Annotated in this window: 19 protein-coding genes and 1 pseudogene; 4 read left to right on the top strand and 16 right to left on the bottom strand. The window is 58.8% G+C overall.

The genetic code is table 11. The features are described from left to right. From EFD55_RS29835 to EFD55_RS33960, 11 genes are all read right to left on the bottom strand, one after another. Positions 1 to 417: a c-type cytochrome gene (locus EFD55_RS29835; RefSeq protein ID WP_125850270.1), complete on the bottom strand. Its 417-nt coding sequence runs from the start codon at positions 415 to 417 to the stop codon at positions 1 to 3. After that, positions 410 to 1,288 carry a cytochrome c oxidase assembly protein gene (locus EFD55_RS29830; protein ID WP_125850268.1) on the bottom strand — a complete coding sequence of 293 codons (879 nt, stop codon included), beginning with the start codon at positions 1,286 to 1,288 and terminating at the stop codon, positions 410 to 412. The genes EFD55_RS29835 and EFD55_RS29830 overlap by 8 nt, the downstream gene beginning before the upstream one ends. After that, the gene (locus EFD55_RS29825) at positions 1,276 to 1,584 is read right to left on the bottom strand and encodes a hypothetical protein (RefSeq protein WP_125850266.1); all 309 of its coding nucleotides are present in this window, start codon (positions 1,582 to 1,584) and stop codon (positions 1,276 to 1,278) included. The genes EFD55_RS29830 and EFD55_RS29825 overlap by 13 nt, the downstream gene beginning before the upstream one ends. After that, positions 1,581 to 2,183: a cytochrome c oxidase subunit 3 gene (locus EFD55_RS29820; protein ID WP_125850264.1), complete on the bottom strand. Its 603-nt coding sequence runs from the start codon at positions 2,181 to 2,183 to the stop codon at positions 1,581 to 1,583. Before EFD55_RS29820 ends, EFD55_RS29825 begins: the two co-directional genes overlap by 4 nt. Further along, complete coding sequence (gene ctaD, locus EFD55_RS29815) at positions 2,180 to 4,093, bottom strand: cytochrome c oxidase subunit I (protein ID WP_125850262.1); 1,914 nt, start codon at positions 4,091 to 4,093, stop codon at positions 2,180 to 2,182. The genes EFD55_RS29820 and ctaD overlap by 4 nt, the downstream gene beginning before the upstream one ends. Continuing rightward, positions 4,090 to 5,073 carry a cytochrome c oxidase subunit II gene (coxB, locus tag EFD55_RS29810; protein ID WP_376774116.1) on the bottom strand — a complete coding sequence of 328 codons (984 nt, stop codon included), beginning with the start codon at positions 5,071 to 5,073 and terminating at the stop codon, positions 4,090 to 4,092. The genes ctaD and coxB overlap by 4 nt, the downstream gene beginning before the upstream one ends. After that, positions 5,070 to 5,669 carry a c-type cytochrome gene (locus EFD55_RS29805; RefSeq protein WP_125850260.1) on the bottom strand — a complete coding sequence of 200 codons (600 nt, stop codon included), beginning with the start codon at positions 5,667 to 5,669 and terminating at the stop codon, positions 5,070 to 5,072. The genes coxB and EFD55_RS29805 overlap by 4 nt, the downstream gene beginning before the upstream one ends. Positions 5,670 to 5,675: 6 nt before the next feature. After that, a complete protein-coding gene (locus EFD55_RS29800; protein WP_125850258.1) occupies positions 5,676 to 8,084 on the bottom strand; it encodes an FdhF/YdeP family oxidoreductase in 2,409 nt (802 codons plus the stop codon). 159 nt (positions 8,085 to 8,243) lie between these two features. Beyond that, positions 8,244 to 8,480: a hypothetical protein gene (locus tag EFD55_RS29795; protein WP_210276388.1), complete on the bottom strand. Its 237-nt coding sequence runs from the start codon at positions 8,478 to 8,480 to the stop codon at positions 8,244 to 8,246. Positions 8,481 to 8,556: 76 nt separating this feature from the next. Next, positions 8,557 to 9,084, bottom strand: a complete 528-nt coding sequence (locus tag EFD55_RS29790) for a DUF4142 domain-containing protein (RefSeq protein WP_125850257.1) — start codon at positions 9,082 to 9,084, stop codon at positions 8,557 to 8,559. A 2-nt stretch (positions 9,085 to 9,086) separates the two neighbouring features. Continuing rightward, positions 9,087 to 9,479 (bottom strand): MDR/zinc-dependent alcohol dehydrogenase-like family protein, encoded by a 393-nt coding sequence (locus tag EFD55_RS33960; protein ID WP_245438628.1) that lies wholly within the window; start codon positions 9,477 to 9,479, stop codon positions 9,087 to 9,089. 195 nt (positions 9,480 to 9,674) lie between these two features. On the opposite strand from EFD55_RS33960, the gene EFD55_RS29780 reads away from it, so the two are divergent. Together EFD55_RS29780 and EFD55_RS29775 are read left to right on the top strand one after the other, a co-directional pair. After that, positions 9,675 to 10,292, top strand: a complete 618-nt coding sequence (locus tag EFD55_RS29780; RefSeq protein ID WP_125850256.1) for a flavodoxin family protein — start codon at positions 9,675 to 9,677, stop codon at positions 10,290 to 10,292. A gap of 332 nt (positions 10,293 to 10,624) precedes the next feature. Then, complete coding sequence (locus tag EFD55_RS29775; RefSeq protein ID WP_125850254.1) at positions 10,625 to 11,032, top strand: low affinity iron permease family protein; 408 nt, start codon at positions 10,625 to 10,627, stop codon at positions 11,030 to 11,032. On the opposite strand, the gene EFD55_RS29770 is transcribed toward EFD55_RS29775, so the two are convergent. From EFD55_RS29770 to EFD55_RS29760, 3 genes are all read right to left on the bottom strand, one after another. After that, positions 11,029 to 11,388, bottom strand: coding sequence for a low affinity iron permease family protein (locus EFD55_RS29770; protein WP_125850252.1), 360 nt, complete (start codon positions 11,386 to 11,388; stop codon positions 11,029 to 11,031). The genes EFD55_RS29775 and EFD55_RS29770 overlap by 4 nt on opposite strands. Positions 11,389 to 11,534: 146 nt before the next feature. Further along, positions 11,535 to 13,652 (bottom strand): catalase, encoded by a 2,118-nt coding sequence (gene katE, locus EFD55_RS29765; RefSeq protein ID WP_125850250.1) that lies wholly within the window; start codon positions 13,650 to 13,652, stop codon positions 11,535 to 11,537. A 180-nt stretch (positions 13,653 to 13,832) separates the two neighbouring features. Next, a complete protein-coding gene (locus tag EFD55_RS29760; protein WP_125850248.1) occupies positions 13,833 to 14,732 on the bottom strand; it encodes a hypothetical protein in 900 nt (299 codons plus the stop codon). Positions 14,733 to 15,152: 420 nt separating this feature from the next. Between EFD55_RS29760 and EFD55_RS29755 the strand changes: the two genes are divergently transcribed. Further along, positions 15,153 to 16,043, top strand: a complete 891-nt coding sequence (locus EFD55_RS29755) for an SDR family oxidoreductase (RefSeq protein ID WP_125850351.1) — start codon at positions 15,153 to 15,155, stop codon at positions 16,041 to 16,043. A 79-nt stretch (positions 16,044 to 16,122) separates the two neighbouring features. Further along, the gene (locus EFD55_RS29750) at positions 16,123 to 16,707 is read left to right on the top strand and encodes a cysteine hydrolase family protein (protein ID WP_125850246.1); all 585 of its coding nucleotides are present in this window, start codon (positions 16,123 to 16,125) and stop codon (positions 16,705 to 16,707) included. A 164-nt stretch (positions 16,708 to 16,871) separates the two neighbouring features. On the opposite strand, the gene EFD55_RS29745 is transcribed toward EFD55_RS29750, so the two are convergent. Both EFD55_RS29745 and EFD55_RS33955 read right to left on the bottom strand, forming a co-directional pair. After that, the gene (locus tag EFD55_RS29745; RefSeq protein WP_125850244.1) at positions 16,872 to 17,321 is read right to left on the bottom strand and encodes a hypothetical protein; all 450 of its coding nucleotides are present in this window, start codon (positions 17,319 to 17,321) and stop codon (positions 16,872 to 16,874) included. A gap of 76 nt (positions 17,322 to 17,397) precedes the next feature. After that, positions 17,398 to 17,509 (bottom strand): annotated as a pseudogene (locus tag EFD55_RS33955) (TetR/AcrR family transcriptional regulator); the annotation flags it as partial.

Below are 17,509 nucleotides of genomic sequence, written 5' to 3'. Positions count from 1 at the left end.
TCAATGGCTGTAGAGATAGGCGGCGAGGTCCTTCGCCTCGCGTTCCGATATTCCGGTGTTCGGCATCGCCGTCCGCGGCGAAAAGTCCTGGGGCGAAACGATCCAGGCGACAAGATTGTCCGAGCTGTTTTCCAGCACGCCGGCGATATAGACGTGCTTGGATAGCCCTTCGAGTGGTGCACCGGTCTTGCCATCCGCGCCCGGTATGCCTGGAATCGTGTGGCAGCCAGAGCAACCATAGCGACGAAAGAGTGCGGGAGCCCGGGCTGGATCCCCTCCCGTCAGCGCGACAGCTGCGGCCGTCCTTGTTTCGTTGTCACGCAGGACATCCGTTGTGATCACGGCGCCCAGCCCAGCGGCAATGGCGGCCGCCGCCCAAGCGGTGCGGTGAAAAGTTGGAATGAGGACATCAAGCATTTTGCGCCTCTCGTTCGCTGGAGCCCCGAATCCAGAGCGCCAGCATCGTCATTGCCGCGCCAGCATAGATGGTACCGGCCGGAACCCACATGATCATGCCGGCAAGTTGCTGATCCTCCAGGGGTGTCAGCCCCCAACCGAACGCGGTTTGCGTTTGGGCAATATAAAGAACACGAGGCGCGAGCGCCATCAGAGCTCCGAGGATGCTGGTGTGTATCATCGTTGCGAACAGGTGCCAGGCTGCGATCCCCCGCTCACTTTTCCAGACAACCGCCCACCAGAACAGGATCGCCGTCGCGAAAAAGCTGAAGTGCTGGAGGCGATGCATTGCGCTTTCGGTCACGGCTGCATCGAATAGCAATGGCAGATGCCAGATCCAGATGGCGACGCCATGAATGACGGTGGCGCTGGTCGCCCCCGTGCACCGGTCCCATGACCGCCGGACGAGAGGAGCTCGCATAGCAGTGCCCAAGCCCCGACGGACGCGTTTCGGCAATCCCCATAGAAGGAGGCCAACGGGGCGTGCAAGCACGATCGACGGCGCCGAGACAGCCATGACGATCTCGTGTTCGATCATATGAAAGGTAAAGAGGTGCTCTCCGAGCCAATGGAGCGGCGAGATGAGAGCACACGCCACAGTCACCATCCCGCTTAAGAAGAAAAAATCCTGCCGCCGCATAGGGCCGGTGCTGTGTGCCCGCCGCGAAAGCGTGACGCGTCCCGAAACATAGAGAAGGCCGATCATGATAATGGGAAGCACGATCCAGGGATCGAATGTCCAGTGCAACCCAGATGCATGCGCATCGTCACCATGCGCCAATGCCGGGGCAGCCATCATAAGTGAGATCAAGATGCAAATCAGCGCTGACATGGATCCAGCAGCATCGACGCCGCTCCCTGCAATATCAGCGCAAAGACAAATGCCGACGCGATCAGAAATCCTGCATCGACGACAAACCGCTCCACCCTGCCGACGGGCGTTGGAAACAGACGAGAGCCAGCGGTTCCCACAATAGAAACGAACAAGAGGGTTGCGCAAAAGGCGGATGTCAAAGGCACATGCTGGCGGCAATCGGTATAGGGGGTGATCTGCCCAAGCTGGGTTGCAATGGCCCAGGCAAGAGGGGGGACAGCAAGTCCACTATATCGCAGCAAACGTCTGCTCATAACCGTGGCAACCAATAAAGGCAGGCATACATCGGCAACCAGGTCGCGACCACGAAGTTCCAGTACATCGCATTGTCGCTGACATCGCCGTAGCGCCGCGGATTGTCGCCATGCCTGGAAAACATAAGACAGGTCAGCACCAGCGTGTCGATCAGATCGGTGATGATATGGGTCGTGTGAAGCCCAAGCATAACCCAGACGGTCGAACCATAGGCATTCTGGTCCCATGAGATGTGCATCGCCGGGAATTCAAAGATACGAATGGCAAGTGGCGCAAGTCCCAGCAGGGACATGATGATCAAACCGACGCGGACCTTCACCAAATTTTGCTGGCGCGCCCAACGGGCAATGAGGATATTGGGAAATAGGCTGGCAATCAGCAGCACTGTCAGCGCCGTTCCGGGGAGCAGATCGGGACGCGGCGCATTCAGGGGCCAGTGCGATGCCAGACTCATGAGGTAAAGATAAACGACGATCGACAGCGCGAAGCCTGTTCCCTCGATCAACATGAAGGCAAGCGTACCCCACCAAGTCGGGCTTGCGATGCCGAGGCCATGCGGGGGAAGTTTACTCAGATCGAGCACCACGGATTGTTTCATGCGTCGTCCTCCGGAACGCCTTTCGGCCAGAACCATCCGACAAGGGCAATTGCGACGGGGATCGAGCCCCAGACGACAGCCCAGGGCGTGAAGATCGACCAAATCAGCATTGCGGTGGTCGCAAGCGCCGACCAGAACGGCCAGATCGAATTCCGGGGCGACGACTCTCGTGCCTCCGGCAGCGCTTCGACAAGACTGCTGACGATCAGTTCGCGGCGGTCGACGGACAGGCCGGCGGCAACGGCCAGCGATTCGGGATTATCAGACAGCGGTTCGAGGTTGCCGACCACCGGCAATCGGAGGAAATTATAAGACGGCGGTGGTGACGATGTCGCCCATTCGAGCGTAGACGCGCCCCAGGGATTGGCTGGCGCAGGCGCATCTGATGCTGCGCTGCGAATGGCGTCGACAAAGAACAGCAGGAAACCGGCCGCCAGGATAACAGCGCTCAGGCTCACGAACATGTTCAGACCGGACCATGGCATTTCCGGCTGATAGGTATAGATGCGGCGCGGCATGCCCTGCAGGCCGAGGATATGCATTGGAAAGAAGGTCAGGTTGAAGCCGGTGAAGATCAGAGCGAATACCCAGCGTCCCAGCGTCTCGCTCATCATTCGCCCGGTCAGCTTGGGGAACCAGTAATAAATGGCGCCAAGCAGCGGGAAGACTGCACCTCCAACCAGGACGTAGTGGAAGTGGGCGACGACAAAATAGGTGTCGTGGACCTGCGTGTCGAAGGGGACGGAGGCCACCATCACGCCTGTCATCCCGCCGATGACGAAGATCACCATGAAGCCGATGACGAACAGGAACGGCGTCTTGAATACAGGTCTGCCGGCCCACATCGTCGCCAGCCAGCAGAATATCTGCAAGCCGGCGGGAATGGCGATCGCCATGCTTGAGGCGGTAAAGAAGCTTTCGCCAAGGCGCGGCAGCCCGGCGACGAACATGTGATGCACCCACAGCCCGAAGGACAGAACCCCGGTCGCGATCAAGGCCATCACCATGGCAAGGTAGCCGAACACGGGTCGTCGCGTGAACGTCGCGACAATCGTTGAGACCATGCCGACGGCTGGCAGAAAGATGATGTAGACCTCCGGATGGCCGAAGAACCAGAACAGGTGCTGCCACAGCAACACGTCGCCGCCTTCAGCGGGATTGAAGAAATGTGTGCCGACCAGGCGGTCGAGGATCAGCGCTGTGCTGGCGATCATTATTGCCGGCATGGCCATGATGATAAGAAACGATGTAACAAGCATCGACCATACGAACAATGGAATACGGTCCAGCGACATGCCCGGCGCGCGCTGTTTGAACACAGTCACGACGATCTCCACGGCGACGGCCAGCGCCGAGACTTCCGTGAACGTGATCATCTGTGCCCAGATGTCGGCCCGTTTTCCCGCGGCATATTGCGGCCCCGACAGCGGCACGTAGGCAAACCATCCAACGTCAGGGCCGGTATCGACCGCAAAGGAGACCCACAAAAGCAGCCCGCCTGCGAGATAAATCCAGTAGGAAAATGCATTGAGGCGGGGGAAGGCGATGTTGCGGGTGCCAACCATCAGCGGCACCAGGTAGACGGCCATCGCCTCCATGATGGGCACGGCAAACAGGAACATCATGTTCGTGCCGTGCATGGTAAAAATCTGATTGTAGCGGTCGGGGCCGATGAACCGCGCTTCCGGCCGGGACAGTTGCAGTCGCATTGCGAGCGCGAGTATCCCGCCGAGCGCCAGGAACAGGAATGCCGTCACGATGTAGCGACGGCCGATGATTTTGTGGTCGACCGTCGAGAGAGCGCCCCACAACCCCGCCGGCGTCGACCAGGTGGCTGCAAGACGGCGGTCGAGTTCTCCCTCGTCCAATCCCGTATCGCGAAGATCCCGGCCGTCCTCCGTGAGCGTCATTTGAGGCTCTCCATATAGGCGGAGATATCTCGCAGCTCGATGCTGGAAAGGGGGACCATCGGCATGTTGTTGCCGGGCTTGAGCGTCTGTGGATCGGCGATCCAGGCCGCAAGCGACCCGCGCGTGGTTTCAAGAAGGCCGGCCGCGATCGTCTGACGGCTGCCAATATGGGTGAGATCAGGGCCGGCGGTGCCGGTGGCCGGCGTTCCCCGAACCGTATGGCAGGCCGCGCAAGGCTTAGATAAGAAGGCAACCTTTCCGGCGGCAGCGTCCTGGTCGGTAGGCGTCACGCCGTTTTCGCGCTGTGCCGCAGCCCAGCGCTCATAGTCTGCGGGCTCATCGACGACGATTATCATCGCCATGTGGGTGTGCTGCAGCCCGCAAAACTCGGCGCACTGACCGCGATAGATACCGGGCCGCTCCGCACGAAGTAGAAGACTGTTATTCCGTCCCGGTACGAGATCCTGTTTGCCGGCAAGGCTCGGCACCCAAAATGAATGAACGACGTCGGCGCTTTCGAGCTGGATGCGAACATCATGCCCGACCGGGATATGGATTTCGTTGGCAGTCTGGAAGCTGAGCGCTGGATCTGGATCGGCATAGAGGACCTGCCACCACCATTGCTGTCCTCTGACGGTGATCGTCAGTGCGCCATTTTCCGGGAGCCCGATGCTGCGCGTGGTGTAGAAGCTCGCGACCGTTAGACCTGCGATGATGACAACCGTCGCTGCAACTGCAGTGGACACCGTCAACGTCAAGAGCCGGGGCTGGCTGCTGTCGCTGGACCGTTCCCGCATCAGTGCCCAGCCGAGCATGGCCATCACCAGGACCCAGACAATCGAGCAGATAATTGTTATGCCGATGATAAGATGCTCGACATGGATCGCGGGAGCGCCGTGGGGATCCAGTGCCGACTGGTTGCTGCTGCAGCCCGCGGCAGTAGCCATGATCGAAAGCAGAAGGGCGGGGGCGGTTCTCAAGGGGATGGCCCCTGATCTGGATGGATGCCGACCGGTCCTTCATCGAACAGGATCTTTGCCGGCGCTCGGTTCTCGGCCGGCCGCGTCTGGCGGTCGTCGTTGCGTCCGGTCGCCGCCACTTTAGCCGAATAGGCGCCGATCGTTTGAACATAACCGGCCAGTTGCCAGATCTGCTCGATCGTCATCCGCTGACGAAAGGGTGGCATGCCGTGAGGTCGGCCATCGCGGATGGACGCGACGATGGACACCATCTCCGGGCCATAAAGCCACCATCCATCGAGGAAGGAAGGACCGTTGTTGCCGCGACCGTCTCCGTGGCACGTTTGGCAGCCGAACCAGGCGTAGAGGCGTTTGCCCTGGCTGAGATTATATGAATCGGTTTCGTAGAGCTTGCCGAGCGCGAAATAGTTCTCAGGCGGTGTGCCGCTGATGCCGTTTCGCATCAGCCGGAATCTGTCGAGATCGGCGGCGACGGGCGGATCGGTACGAAGTTCCCGTGGCTGTCGAGCCCAGCCTAGGAAAGCGCCCGCGGCGACCAGAAGAATGAAGGTCGCCAGAAACGGCCACTTCGCATTGTTGATCGTCCCGGGCTTCATGTGGCGTCATCCGGCGGGGCTGTCATGTGAGATCTCGATCGATCGGCTGAGACGCACCGGAAGAAGCTTGTAGGAGGGCGTTTTTGACTTCGGGTCGTGGTGCGCCAGCGGAAAGAGCGGATTTGCTTCCGGATAATACGCCCCGCAACAGCCCTTGGGAATGTCGTAAGGGACGATCCTAAACGCCGTCACTTTGCGAAGATTGTTCGCGTCGATCGCGGTCGTCACATCGACGCGGTCGCCATCCTCGAAACCCAATCGGACGATATCTTCCGGGTTCACAAAGAGAATTTTTCGCGTCCCTTCCACCCCGCGAAAACGATCGCTGTAGCCATAGATCGTCGTGTTGAACTGATCGTTGGACCGCAGGGTCGTGAGATGGAGAATGTCGGCGCCCTGCGATATCGAAAATTCGGGAAACAGTTTTTCCGGCGTCAGGAAATTCGCCTTGCCGCTTTTCGTGACCCACTTGCGTTCGCGCGCCGGCAGCGGCCTAACAAATCCCCCCGGCGTAAAGAGCCGTTTGTTGAAGTCCTTGAATGTCTCCGGATAGGTTCGCTCGATCGCATCGCGGATCTGGGCATAGTCTCCGACCCAGGCGTCCCAGGGAACCTTGGTTTCGCCGAGCGTAGCCTTTGCCAGGCCCGCGACGATTGCCGGCTCGGAGAGAAGCTCCGGGCTTGCCGGTTTCGTCTTCCCGCGTGACCCATGAATATGGGCAATGGAACTTTCGATCGACACTGCCTGCGGTCCGGTCATCTGCTCATCCAGTTCAATGCGACCGAGACACGGCAGGAGATAGGCGATCTCGCCGTGGACAACATGGCTGCGATTGAGCTTGGTGGCGATCTGTACGCTGAGATGCAGCTTGCGCCATCCGTCTTCCATAGCTGCCGTGTCGGGCACGGCTCTTAAGAAGTTGCCGCCAAGGCTGATGAACGCTCGCGATTGGCCGCGCATGATTGCCTCACACGTCTCGACGGTCGAACGGCCTGTCCAGCGCGGCGGTTCAAAACCATAGAGCTCGGAGAGCTTGTCTAGCGGCGCCAGTCCCGGCTTTTCGGTGATCCCGACAGTTCGTTGCCCCTGGACGTTCGAGTGGCCGCGAACAGCGCAGATATTGGCCCCCGATTTACCGATATTGCCGCGCAGTAGGGCGAGATTGCAGACCATGTGGACATTTTGGACGCCCATAAGCTGTTGCGTCAGGCCCATGCCATAGACCATCATCACCGCATCGGATTTCGCGTATGTGTCTGCAGCCTGCGTCATCTGAGAACGGCTAAGGCCGGAGACCCGCTCTAGTTCCTCCCACTGATGCCCGCGTGCGGCCTCCGCAAACTCCTCGAACCCCGTGGTGTGCTCCCTGATGAAGTCATGGTCGAGAACATGCTTCTTGTCGGCCGCTAAAATCGATGCGGCAAAGGCGACCATGGCTGCGTTGTCCGGATCTTTTGGTTTCCCGTCGTCCCCCGCGACGCTACTTTTCCCGGATCCCTTCAAGGCATCATCCGCCTCGATCAGTGCCTTGCAAACGCCGAACAGCGCCGCGATATCACCGCCGTTCTTTACCTGATAATATTCGGAGGAGATTTTTGTCTCTTTACCCGTGAGCATCTGCGAAGGCGATTGCGGGTTGACGAATCGCTCGAGCCCGCGTTCCCGCAGCAGATTGAAGGTGACGATCTTCACCCCACGATCGACGGCGTCCTGCAGATCGTGGAGCAAACGCGGCGAGGACGTACCGACGTTCTGCGCGATGTAGAAAATGCAATCGGTGTTCTGGAAGTCGGACAAAACGGCGGTGCCGACAGATGCCCCGATACTTTCCGGGAGGGCTACCGAGGAGCTCTCGTGGCACATGTTGGAGCTGTCGGGCATGTTATTGCTGCCGTACATACGCGCGAACAGTTGGTACATGTAGCTCGTTTCGAGCGATGCGCGGCCTGACGTGTAGAAATCGACCTGATGAGGATCGAGGCCGCGCAGTTCCCGACCGATCTCTTCAAACGCGTCTGCCCAAGCGACCGGAACATATCTGTCCGTCGCTGGATCCCAACGCATTGGATGCGTCAGTCTTCCCTGTTCCTCGAGATCATGATCTTCCCAGGTCTCCAGTTCGTGGAGAGGGTGCTTATCGAAGAATGCCCGGTCGGCGCGTCGCGAGGTCACCTCCCAGGCCGTGGCCTTGGCCCCATTCTCGCAGAATTCGAGCGGGTGGGGCTTGGCAGGTTTTGCCCAGGCGCAACTCACGCACATATAACCTTCCGGCTTATTTTGCGTCGACAGCAGCCCGGGTCCCCGGAATGCGACATGCTCCTTCAACGTGATCTCGGCGACGGATTTTGCAGAACCCCATCCGCCGGCTGGCCCAGAATAAGCCCTGATTTCGGGAGAACGTGCTTTCGATGTCATCTTTGCCTCACGCGGTGAGACGGAAAACCAATTCCAGTTGGTGGAGCTCATCAGGAAGCAGTAACCCCTGATGCCCCACCAAGTTCCGCCCTGCGCCGAAATGCCGTGTCAGCGCGTCCGCTTTTCGCTGGATACGGCGGGCACTCGTCGTCAGGGCCTCTATCCCCGAAACTCGCCCTCATTCGTGTCGCGCTCATCGTAATTGACATCCCAGTCCTTGGTGTCTTTGCTCTTGCCGGGCATTTTCTTGTGGACGGTTGCGTCGTCGGAACGGGTGATGACACGCGGTTTGGCGCTGCTGACGCCATTGTTGGATCCGCCAGCATGATTGCTTTCGGACTGCCCTCTGGCATCCTGCTCGATCCGCGATTTAGACGGTTTTTCATTTTCTTTCACGTTGAAGCTCCTGGATAGTTGGGGTGGTCTCAATTGCTTCATCTGTCTGAGCCGCCTCTGCCACAGCGCCTCGGCGCTACTTGTTGAGGTCTTTCGCCATCTGCAGGTGGTGTTCCAGGGCAGGGCGCGTGGTTGCAGCCCATGCTTTCAGGCCGGCATTATCGCCTTTATCGCCATAGCGCTTGAACAAATCGACGGCGTCTTCATGCACGGCTTCCTGATCGGCGTGATATTGCTTGTTGAAGTCCGCTCCCTGGAGGCCGTTCAGCTTGTCGAGCATGCTCTGCTGACTGGACGTCATGGCCGTAGGCAGCGGCGCTGCGACTTTTCCCCTTGTCACCAGTCCCTTAAGTTCGTTGGTGGTCTTCTGATGGTCGGTCACCATCTGCTGCGCGAAGGCTTTCGTCGCAGCGTCACCGCGTTCCAGGGCAAGCTTGCTCGAGGCGATCTCGAACATGTCGCTGGTCGCGGCTTCCTTGACGAAGTCCTCCGTCTTTGGCGCGACGCCGATAAGGGAATTGACGCCGGTCTTCTCAGCCGCAGACTGTGCGAAGGCTGGACCTGCAAGCGCGAGAGCAAGCGAGGCGATGGCTAGGCGTTTCATGGCTATCTCCTGAACGGTCTTCCGCGTAAAAACGGTTTTTCGACCTGACTGTTCCCTGGAAACCCGCCATTGGCCGAAATGAAAGCCGCGCCAAGAAAACGATGAAGGCGGCGCGCGGTTCGAACCTTCGCCCGGTGCGCCGCGGCAGATTCAAGGATCAGGCGACAACCCTCAGAACCACTTTGCCGCGGATATGCTTTTCCTTGAGCGCGGCAGGGAAGATCTTTCTCGGTGACGATCGGATATTTGCCCTCACGCATCTTCACATCGACCGGATTGATGCTTGCGGCGAAGACCTTGATGAGAACTTCATTGGCGGCCGGGATCGGGCGATCGATCTCCTCGATCGCCATATCCTCCGGCCCGCCGAAGCGATGAATGCGCACAGCCTTCATGATGAAATTCCTTTGATGTTCTGGGTTGGTGGCTTCTCAAGCGGAAACAGCACCGCAAAACGTTTGTTCCGTGACAGCGGGTGCGGGGAACAACTCTGCTGACCATCGGTTTCGCCTTGCGCGAACTGGAGGCAGCCATACCCACCGAAAACTCGAACGATGGGCCGGTCTGCCTCCCATATGACAGGAGCAACCATGTCTCTCAAAGCACTCGCCTTGAACGGCACCTTGAAGTCCTCGAATTCCTCTGAGGCATCCTCCACCGGCAAATTGCTCGATCTCATTGCCGAAGAGTTCAAGAAGTATGGCGTCAAAACCGAGACCATCCGTCTTGCCGATCACGATATTAAGCCGGGCGTGACGTCCGATGAAGGCGAAGGCGATGCCTGGCCGGCCATCCGCAAAAAGATCCTGGAAGCCGATATCCTGTTCGTTGGAACCCCTATCTGGCTCGGGCAGCCCGGAAGCATCTGCAAGCGGGCACTGGAGCGTATGGACGCATTTCTCGAGGAAACCGACGAACAGGGCCGCATGGTGTCCTATGGCAAGGTCGCTGCTGTGGCCGTCGTCGGCAACGAGGACGGTGCTCACCACGTGTCGGCGGAGATCTTTCAGGCCCTTAATGATGTCGGATTTACAATCCCGGCCAACGCAGTGGCCTACTGGGTCGGCGAAGCCATGGGGTCGACCAACTTCGTCGATCTGAAAAGGACCCCGGAGGCCGTTGAGACAATGATATCGATCCTGACGCGCAACACGGCGCATCTCGCCAACCTTCTGAAGAAGTCGCAATATCCAGGGGAAGAAGAGTAAGGGGAAATGGCGACGGTTACGAGAAAGCCGCAAGGCGCCCGTGTCGGCTCCAATCCGGCTAGCCCTGGCCGAACGGCGGTCTGCTGCTGTGCGCCCGCATCACGCGGCCTACCGCTTCTAATTGCCAAGCTACCACAAGCGCGCCGTCGACCCCATGGGGCCGGCTCTTTCACTGCTGTGCCCTAGCTTGTGAAGAATGTCCTTCAACGTGCCGGCTATCCGCTTGCGGGCAGGGTGGTCCAACGTCTTGATCGGCCGCGGTGTGCAAGGAACTTCGGCCCGGAAATGGAGTTGATGTTGTCGATTGACAGCGATCGAACGAGGCTTTTCAGATGTCGAACAAATCCAACTTCTTCTCTTCCTTCGCAACCATGGTCGCCGATCTCTCGGGAAAGCCGTTCACCTTTGTCGCGGCTTTGGCGCTCGTGCTTGTCTGGGCGGTGTCCGGCCCTTTTTTCGGCTATTCTGAAACCTGGCAGCTTGTGATCAATACCACTACGACCATCATTACCTTCCTGATGGTATTTGTCTTGCAGAACAGCCAGAACCGTGACGGAAAGGCTCTGCAGGCCAAGCTTGACGAACTTATCCTGACAAGCCAGGCCGCCAATAAGTTTGTCGGCATCGAAAAGCTGGAGGAGGGCGAACTAAGGGAAATGAGCAAGGCCCTTGCCGAAAAAGCCGAATGCGTCGAGGAAAAAGCGGATGAGAAATCTGCTGCAGAGTCAGCGTCCGCCTAATTCGCACTCTCCGTGATTTGGCCGTGATGTTGCTGGCGCATCCCCTCGATTGCGTCGGCATCTTTCTTCTCAGCCGCAATCCAGTGGTTTCCTGCCTTGCTTGAGCGGATCAATTCATCGAGCTTGGCATGAAGCGCCATCATATCCCGGTTCTGGGAGTGCTGCAGGAGCAGCAAAATAAAAAATATAATGAGAGTCCCCAGCATGTTGGTCAGCAGAAACCACTGCCGTGGGAAGGAAAGGCTGAGACCCACTGCCGTCCACAGGGCTACGAACGCAATCAGCGTGACAGGGACCGCACGATGCCCTGCCCATAAAACGGCCAAATCAGAGATCTGTCGAAAGCGCCTGCGCATACGGCTCTCCAACGCGCGTAAAACGGAAGATAGAGAAGTTCCTATCCACCTACGCTCAATAAATAGGGCGTCGCGAATGACATAAAACCCGCGTTTCCGCGGGTTTTATCTGACGAGTAGCCGTTCTCTGGCGAACGTGACGACGGTCAATTCAATTTGACCGATGGCTCCCGGCCCCAGACCCGCAGTTTGCCAAGTGCCTCGATAAAGGCGGTGACATCCTTCGCCGATTCGAGCGCAATCACGCCTTCGTCCAGGGAGTCGGCAATACCTGCCTTCTGCATGAGCGGCAGCGCCGTTTCCACAAAACCGATGAATTTGCAGTGCACGAAGGCGTCCGCCACGAAATCGCGGGCGGTTGCCTCCTTCAGCAGATCACCGGTTCCCTCGGCCGAGGGAAGGAGGGCGACGGCGTCGTAAAGCACCGAAGGTCCGCCGTCGATCATCTGATGCGCCTCTATCCATTTGCCGTCGGAAAGTGTGACGCCGCCGATCTTTGGCGCGATCACTTCGAAGGTTGCCTTCTGCTCGGTGATTTGGGCAAGCAGCGCGTTGAAGATAACGCCATCAGTGCCGTCGCTGACAAGAATGCCGAGCTTGCGTCCTTCGAACCGCTTCGGACCGCGCTCGATGATACTGAGTGGGGGCGACGGCTCGAGATCCTGCCGCGTCGGCATGGCGGCATCGGCAGGTTTCGGCATCGATTTGAAGCCGAGGGCGTGGCCGACCTTGCTGGCCAAGGTCTCGTCGATGTTCATCAGATGTGAGACCATGCGCTCGCGAATGACTGGTGTCTCGACCTTGCTCAGCTCGAAGATGAGTGCCGCGGCGATATGGCGTTGCTCCGGCGGAGTCTGGCTGATGTAGAACTGCCGGGCCTGACTGTAGTGATCGGCAAAGCTTTCCGGCCTCAGCCGGACTTTGGAACCCTGTTCTTCGGCGGGGAAGTGCCGGTAGCCCTGAACCGGCGATTCCCGCGGTCCCTGATTCCAGGAGTTCGGCTGGTAATTGACCCGTCCGACAGGATTGCGCATCGCCATGTGGCCATCCTGCTGGAAATTGTGGAAGGGACACTTCGGTGCGTTAATGGGCAGATGGGTGAAATTCGGACCGCCCAGGCGTTTCAGCTGTGTGTCGAGATAGGAGAAGTTCCGTCCCTGCAGAAGCGGATCGTTGCTGAAATCGATACCGGGTGGCACGTTCTGCGTCATGAAGGCGACTTGCTCGGTTTCCGCGAAAAAGTTCTCGGGCATTCGGTCGAGCACGAGACGGCCGATCGGTTTGACCGGAAGGATCTCTTCGGGAATGATCTTCGTCGGATCGAGGATGTCGAAGTCGAATGCGTCGGCGAAGTCCTGATCGAACAACTGCACGCAAAGCTCCCATTCGGGGAAGGCCCCCGACTGGATCGACTGCCAGAGGTCGCGGCGATGAAAGTCCGGATCCGCACCATTGATCTTGACTGCCTCGTTCCATGTAACGGACTGCAGGCCGAGTTTCGGTTTCCAGTGGAATTTGACGAAGGTCGATTCATCCGCGGCATTGACGAAGCGGAAGGTATGAACGCCAAAACCGTCCATGAACCGGAACGAACGCGGAATGGCGCGATCCGACATCACCCACATGATCATGTGCATGCTTTCGGGTGTCAGCGTGATGAAATCCCAGAAATTGTCATGCGCCGACTGCGCCTGCGGAAATTCCTTGTCGGGTTCCGGCTTTACGGAATGAATGACGTCGGGAAATTTGATCGCATCCTGAATGAAGAAGACGGGAATGTTATTGCCGACCAGATCCCAATTTCCCTGCTGCGTATAAAGCTTCACCGCAAAACCGCGCACGTCGCGCGCCAGATCAAAGGAACCCTTGCTGCCGGCGACGGTCGAAAACCGGACGAAGGCCGGCGTCTTTTCGCCAGGCCTCTGGAAAAGATCGGCGCGGGTATAAGCTGCCAGGGATTCGTAGGTTTCGAAGTAGCCGTGGGCGCCGTATCCGCGCGCATGTACGACCCGTTCGGGGATGCGCTCGTGGTCGAAATGAAAGATCTTTTCGCGGAAATGGAAGTCCTCGAGGAGGGCGGGGCCGCGGGCGCCGAGACGAAGGGTATTTTGATCGTCCGAGACGGGGCCGCCTTGCGCTGTCGTCAGTACCGGCATCCCGTCTTCGGCAAGCTGATGCAGCTCACCGCCTGCCCCCCGGTGCAGTTTCTGATCATGGATCGTTGGATTGTCTGCGGGCGCGGTTTTGGACGTCTTCTTGGCCATCTATTTTCTCCGGAAAGGGTTTGACTTAACCGAAGCTCAAAATTGGCCACATGTTCCGTTCGAGGCGAAATAAACTCGCCACTTGCAGCACCGCGCGTCTCTTAAGGCGCGCAGCGACGCCGATGCTCACATAAAGCGGGCGCGGAGCTTTCGACCCCGCGCCCCGATTTCCGCCGGTTCTCAGAGCCGGGGCCTGACGAGCAGGTCTTCCTCTTCGTCGCGTTGCGATCCGCCAAACGCAGCAGCGGCGGAGGCGATGAAGGCTCCGATCAGAAGTGACAACGAGCCGAGCAAGGCCGCGGTGGAGGCCGCCTTGCGTGCCTCGTCGGCCGCTTTCTGGGCGGCAACCTTGGCGTCGTCGATACGCTTCAGCACCGTATCCACGCGGCTGCGTGCATCGGCTTCGGATAGGCCGGTCCGTGCAGCGACGACGGTGGCAAGATAGGCCTTGTCGTCGTCCGGGATCTGACCGGCGGCTGCACCCTTGAGGAGGATACGGGAGATTTCCGTTGTTGCCGCAGCATCCTTGGTCGCTGCCGTCGCACGGGCCTGTTCCGGACGCAGCAATGCGTCGGTAAAATAGGCGGTTGAGAGGTCTACAGGCGACGAAGTCGATGATGCCGCTGCCGTGCCTGCGGCCGTGGCGGCCGAACCCACGGCTTGTGCGCCTGCACCGGCAAGCGAGGTCAGCGACGAGGCTAGAAATCCGGCAACGAAGATCGTTGCCAGCGCCCAGCTGATGAAGCCATGCGCCGTGTCACGGAAGAACACCTCATCGGTGTGGCCGGCCGCCCACTTCGTGCGCAGCCGGCCAGTAATATAACCTCCTAGCGCGGAAGAAAGCCACTGCACGACAACGAGCCAGATCGCCGCCGTTACTCCGACCGTGCCGAGCGAACTGCTTTGCCCCGACCAGGGCGACACCATCGTCAACCCGACCCCAGATCCGAGAAGCAAAAGGATGAGGGTCACGCCGATGGCCGCCGCGGCGCCTGCGAAGATAGGCCCCCATGTCATGGCGGATTTGGAAGATTCGACCGGAGTGGCAATCTCTCCGGAACCTGTCATTGAAACCGACATGATCTGTTCCTATCGCATAAACAGAGCAAGAAGGATGATGATCGGCAGTGGAACACCAAGCAGCCAAAGCAGAATACCGCGACCCATGAAAGACCTCCTGTCAGAAACTGACGTTACGTGGTTGATGCCCCTCAACTTTAAACCGTAGTCTTTGTTCCCGGCCGACCTGGTCATCGGCGATCTTCATGCAGAGCTCGTGGAGATCGACGAGAATTTTAAAGTTCCGCTACCGGATCGTGATCGCGAGCTTTCACATCCACGAGGGAGGCCGTTCGGATCCGACGTTTCCTCCCCCTTTCTGGATCGCGAAGAAACGGTCGTTAAGGAGGGGCGGGTCCACTCAAGGAACAAAGCAAACGCAAGCGCGTTCGGGTCCTGCGATTATCGCATTCCCAACCACACGAATGTCCGGTGTCCATGATGAACGATCATACGTTGAAGGATCCTCGAAAGATTTACCCCGCGCCTCCCTTTCCCGATCAACCACAACCGGCTCCAGGGCTTGCAAGAAGGATGAACCCCACTCCGGACCATGGTGAAAAAAGCTATCGCGGTTCCGGCAGACTGACAGGACGCAGGGCGCTTGTGACTGGTGGCGATTCCGGAATCGGCCGCGCCGCTGCCATCGCTTTTGCCCGCGAGGGTGCGGATGTCGCCATCGCCTATCTTTCGGAAGAAGAGGCAGATGCGAGAGAGGTGGTCAGTCTTATCGAGGCTGAAGGCCGAAAGGCTACGGCTTTGGCAGGCGACATCAAGGAGGAAGCCTGGTGCCGGGAGCTGGTCGCAAAGACCGTTTCCGACCTTGGCGGTCTTGATATCCTTGTCATCAATGCGGGCCGTCAGCAGTACCGCGAGAAGATCGAGGAGTTGTCGACGGAAGATTTCGACAAGACATTGAAGACGAATCTCTACGCGCTCCACTGGATCGCTCAGGCTGCCGTTCCCCATATGCCCGCGGGGTCGGCGGTCATCACAACCGCTTCCATCCAGGCCTATCAGCCGTCGCCGATCCTACTCGACTACGCGACGACAAAGGCGGGTATTGTCGCCTATACCAAAGCGCTCGCCAAACAACTGATTGAGCGCGGCATCCGCGCCAACGTCGTGGCGCCCGGACCGGTCTGGACGGTTCTTCAGCCGAGTGGTGGACAGCCGGAGGAAAAGGTGAAGAATTTCGGCAAGGACAGCGACTTTGGCCGTCCCGGTCAACCGGTAGAACTGGCGCCTGTTTTCGTGCTGCTTGCCTCGTCGGAAGCAAGCTTTATCAATGGCGAAGTCTACGGCATCACCGGTGGCAAAGGCGTAGCCTGAGCGCTGGTTCCGACGCAGAAGCCGCCTTGTAGAACTGGCCGGCGGTGGCTCGCCGGGTGCGGTATTCATGAGAGTGCTTATGAAAGACATTGGGAACTGGCGGCATATTTGCGTCGATGCTCAGCGCATGTTCATTGAAGACACGCCGTGGAATGTGCCTTGGATGAAACGGGTGCTTCCAGAACTCCTTGAGATCGCCCGGTATCATGCGGAACGAACGATTTTCACGCGTTTCGTTCCCCCAGTTCGGGCGGAAGACGCCTTCGGTTCCTGGAAAGACTACTACCGGAAATGGTGGATGATGACGGGCGAGCATTTGCCCGAGGGACTGATTGGACTAGCCCCCTCGCTGCAAAAGCTTGTGCCACCAGCGCGCGTCTACGACAAATCGACTTATTCGCCTTGGATCGATGGCAGATTGTTCTCGCATCTTCACCAGCAAGGGGCGACTTCGCTCGTCGTAACCGGAGGCGAAACCGACGTCTGTGTGCTCACCACCGTGCTGGGCGCGATCGACCTCGGTTTCCACGTCATTGTGCTCAGCGATGCCGTGTGCAGCGGCGCCGATGAAACACACGATGCCGCTATCGATCTGTTGGGTGACCGTTTCTCGGTTCAACTTCAACTCTTTAAGACGGAGGAGTTTTTGTCTGCCATCTCGTGATGCGATCCTGTCACCGAGCTAGCCTGGCAGTCAGGATTGGGTGGGGCATCCAGACGAGGAACGGTGTGGGATGCTTAGTTTGTAGATCCCATCGTCTTTCGTCAGTTGGCAAGTTTGCGTGCGAAACCGGCTAGTAGCAGCTTCGCTGCCAGGCCCATAAACTCCTATCGTCCGGTAGCCAGGTGCCCTGTCGCCAATTCTGCACGGCAAGCCTCACCAAAATCGAGGAGAAAGTTCATCGCGCCGGAACGGGCAAGATCCCGGATTTCAGAGAGCGAGCGATTGGGCGTCAAATAGGTCTCGACGATCCTTGCCATCGCCAGTTCGGCTGCGTCCACGACCGGACGGGACGAGATCAGACGCATCTGGGCGACCAATGCATAAAGCAGCACGAGGTCGGAAACGTCGTCCTTCTGGTGGCTTAGTGCGTCACCGAACAGCCGTGTGGCCTCGGCGATGAAATCGGAGAATAGCTTTTCGCGCTTGGCAATCTCGACCTCGCGATATTTTTCCCGCACCTGTGATCGATGCGTCATCCACGTGCTGGCAAACGAGGTCAGGCTGCCGATCGCAATACCGGCGAGACCCATCAGAGCAGAGATGTATGCGTCCATGAGATTTCTCCTCGCGGAACGAGCCGGCGCGCGTACCACGTAAATGACAGGGCGGGTGGCCGATCAGCCCCAGGTCCTATTCGGCAGGCGGAGGCCCCACCCACACGCCGTCTGGCACTTCCGGGATACAATTCGCCAATCCGTCGAGCATGCCTTGCAACACGCCTTCGCTCAGCTCTTCAATCTTG

The sequence above is a fragment of the Rhizobium pisi genome (assembly GCF_003938655.1).
GTDB lineage: Bacteria > Pseudomonadota > Alphaproteobacteria > Rhizobiales > Rhizobiaceae > Rhizobium > Rhizobium pisi.
The sequence above is the reverse complement of the archived record's forward strand: the minus strand, read 5'-3'. Positions and strand labels throughout refer to the sequence as shown.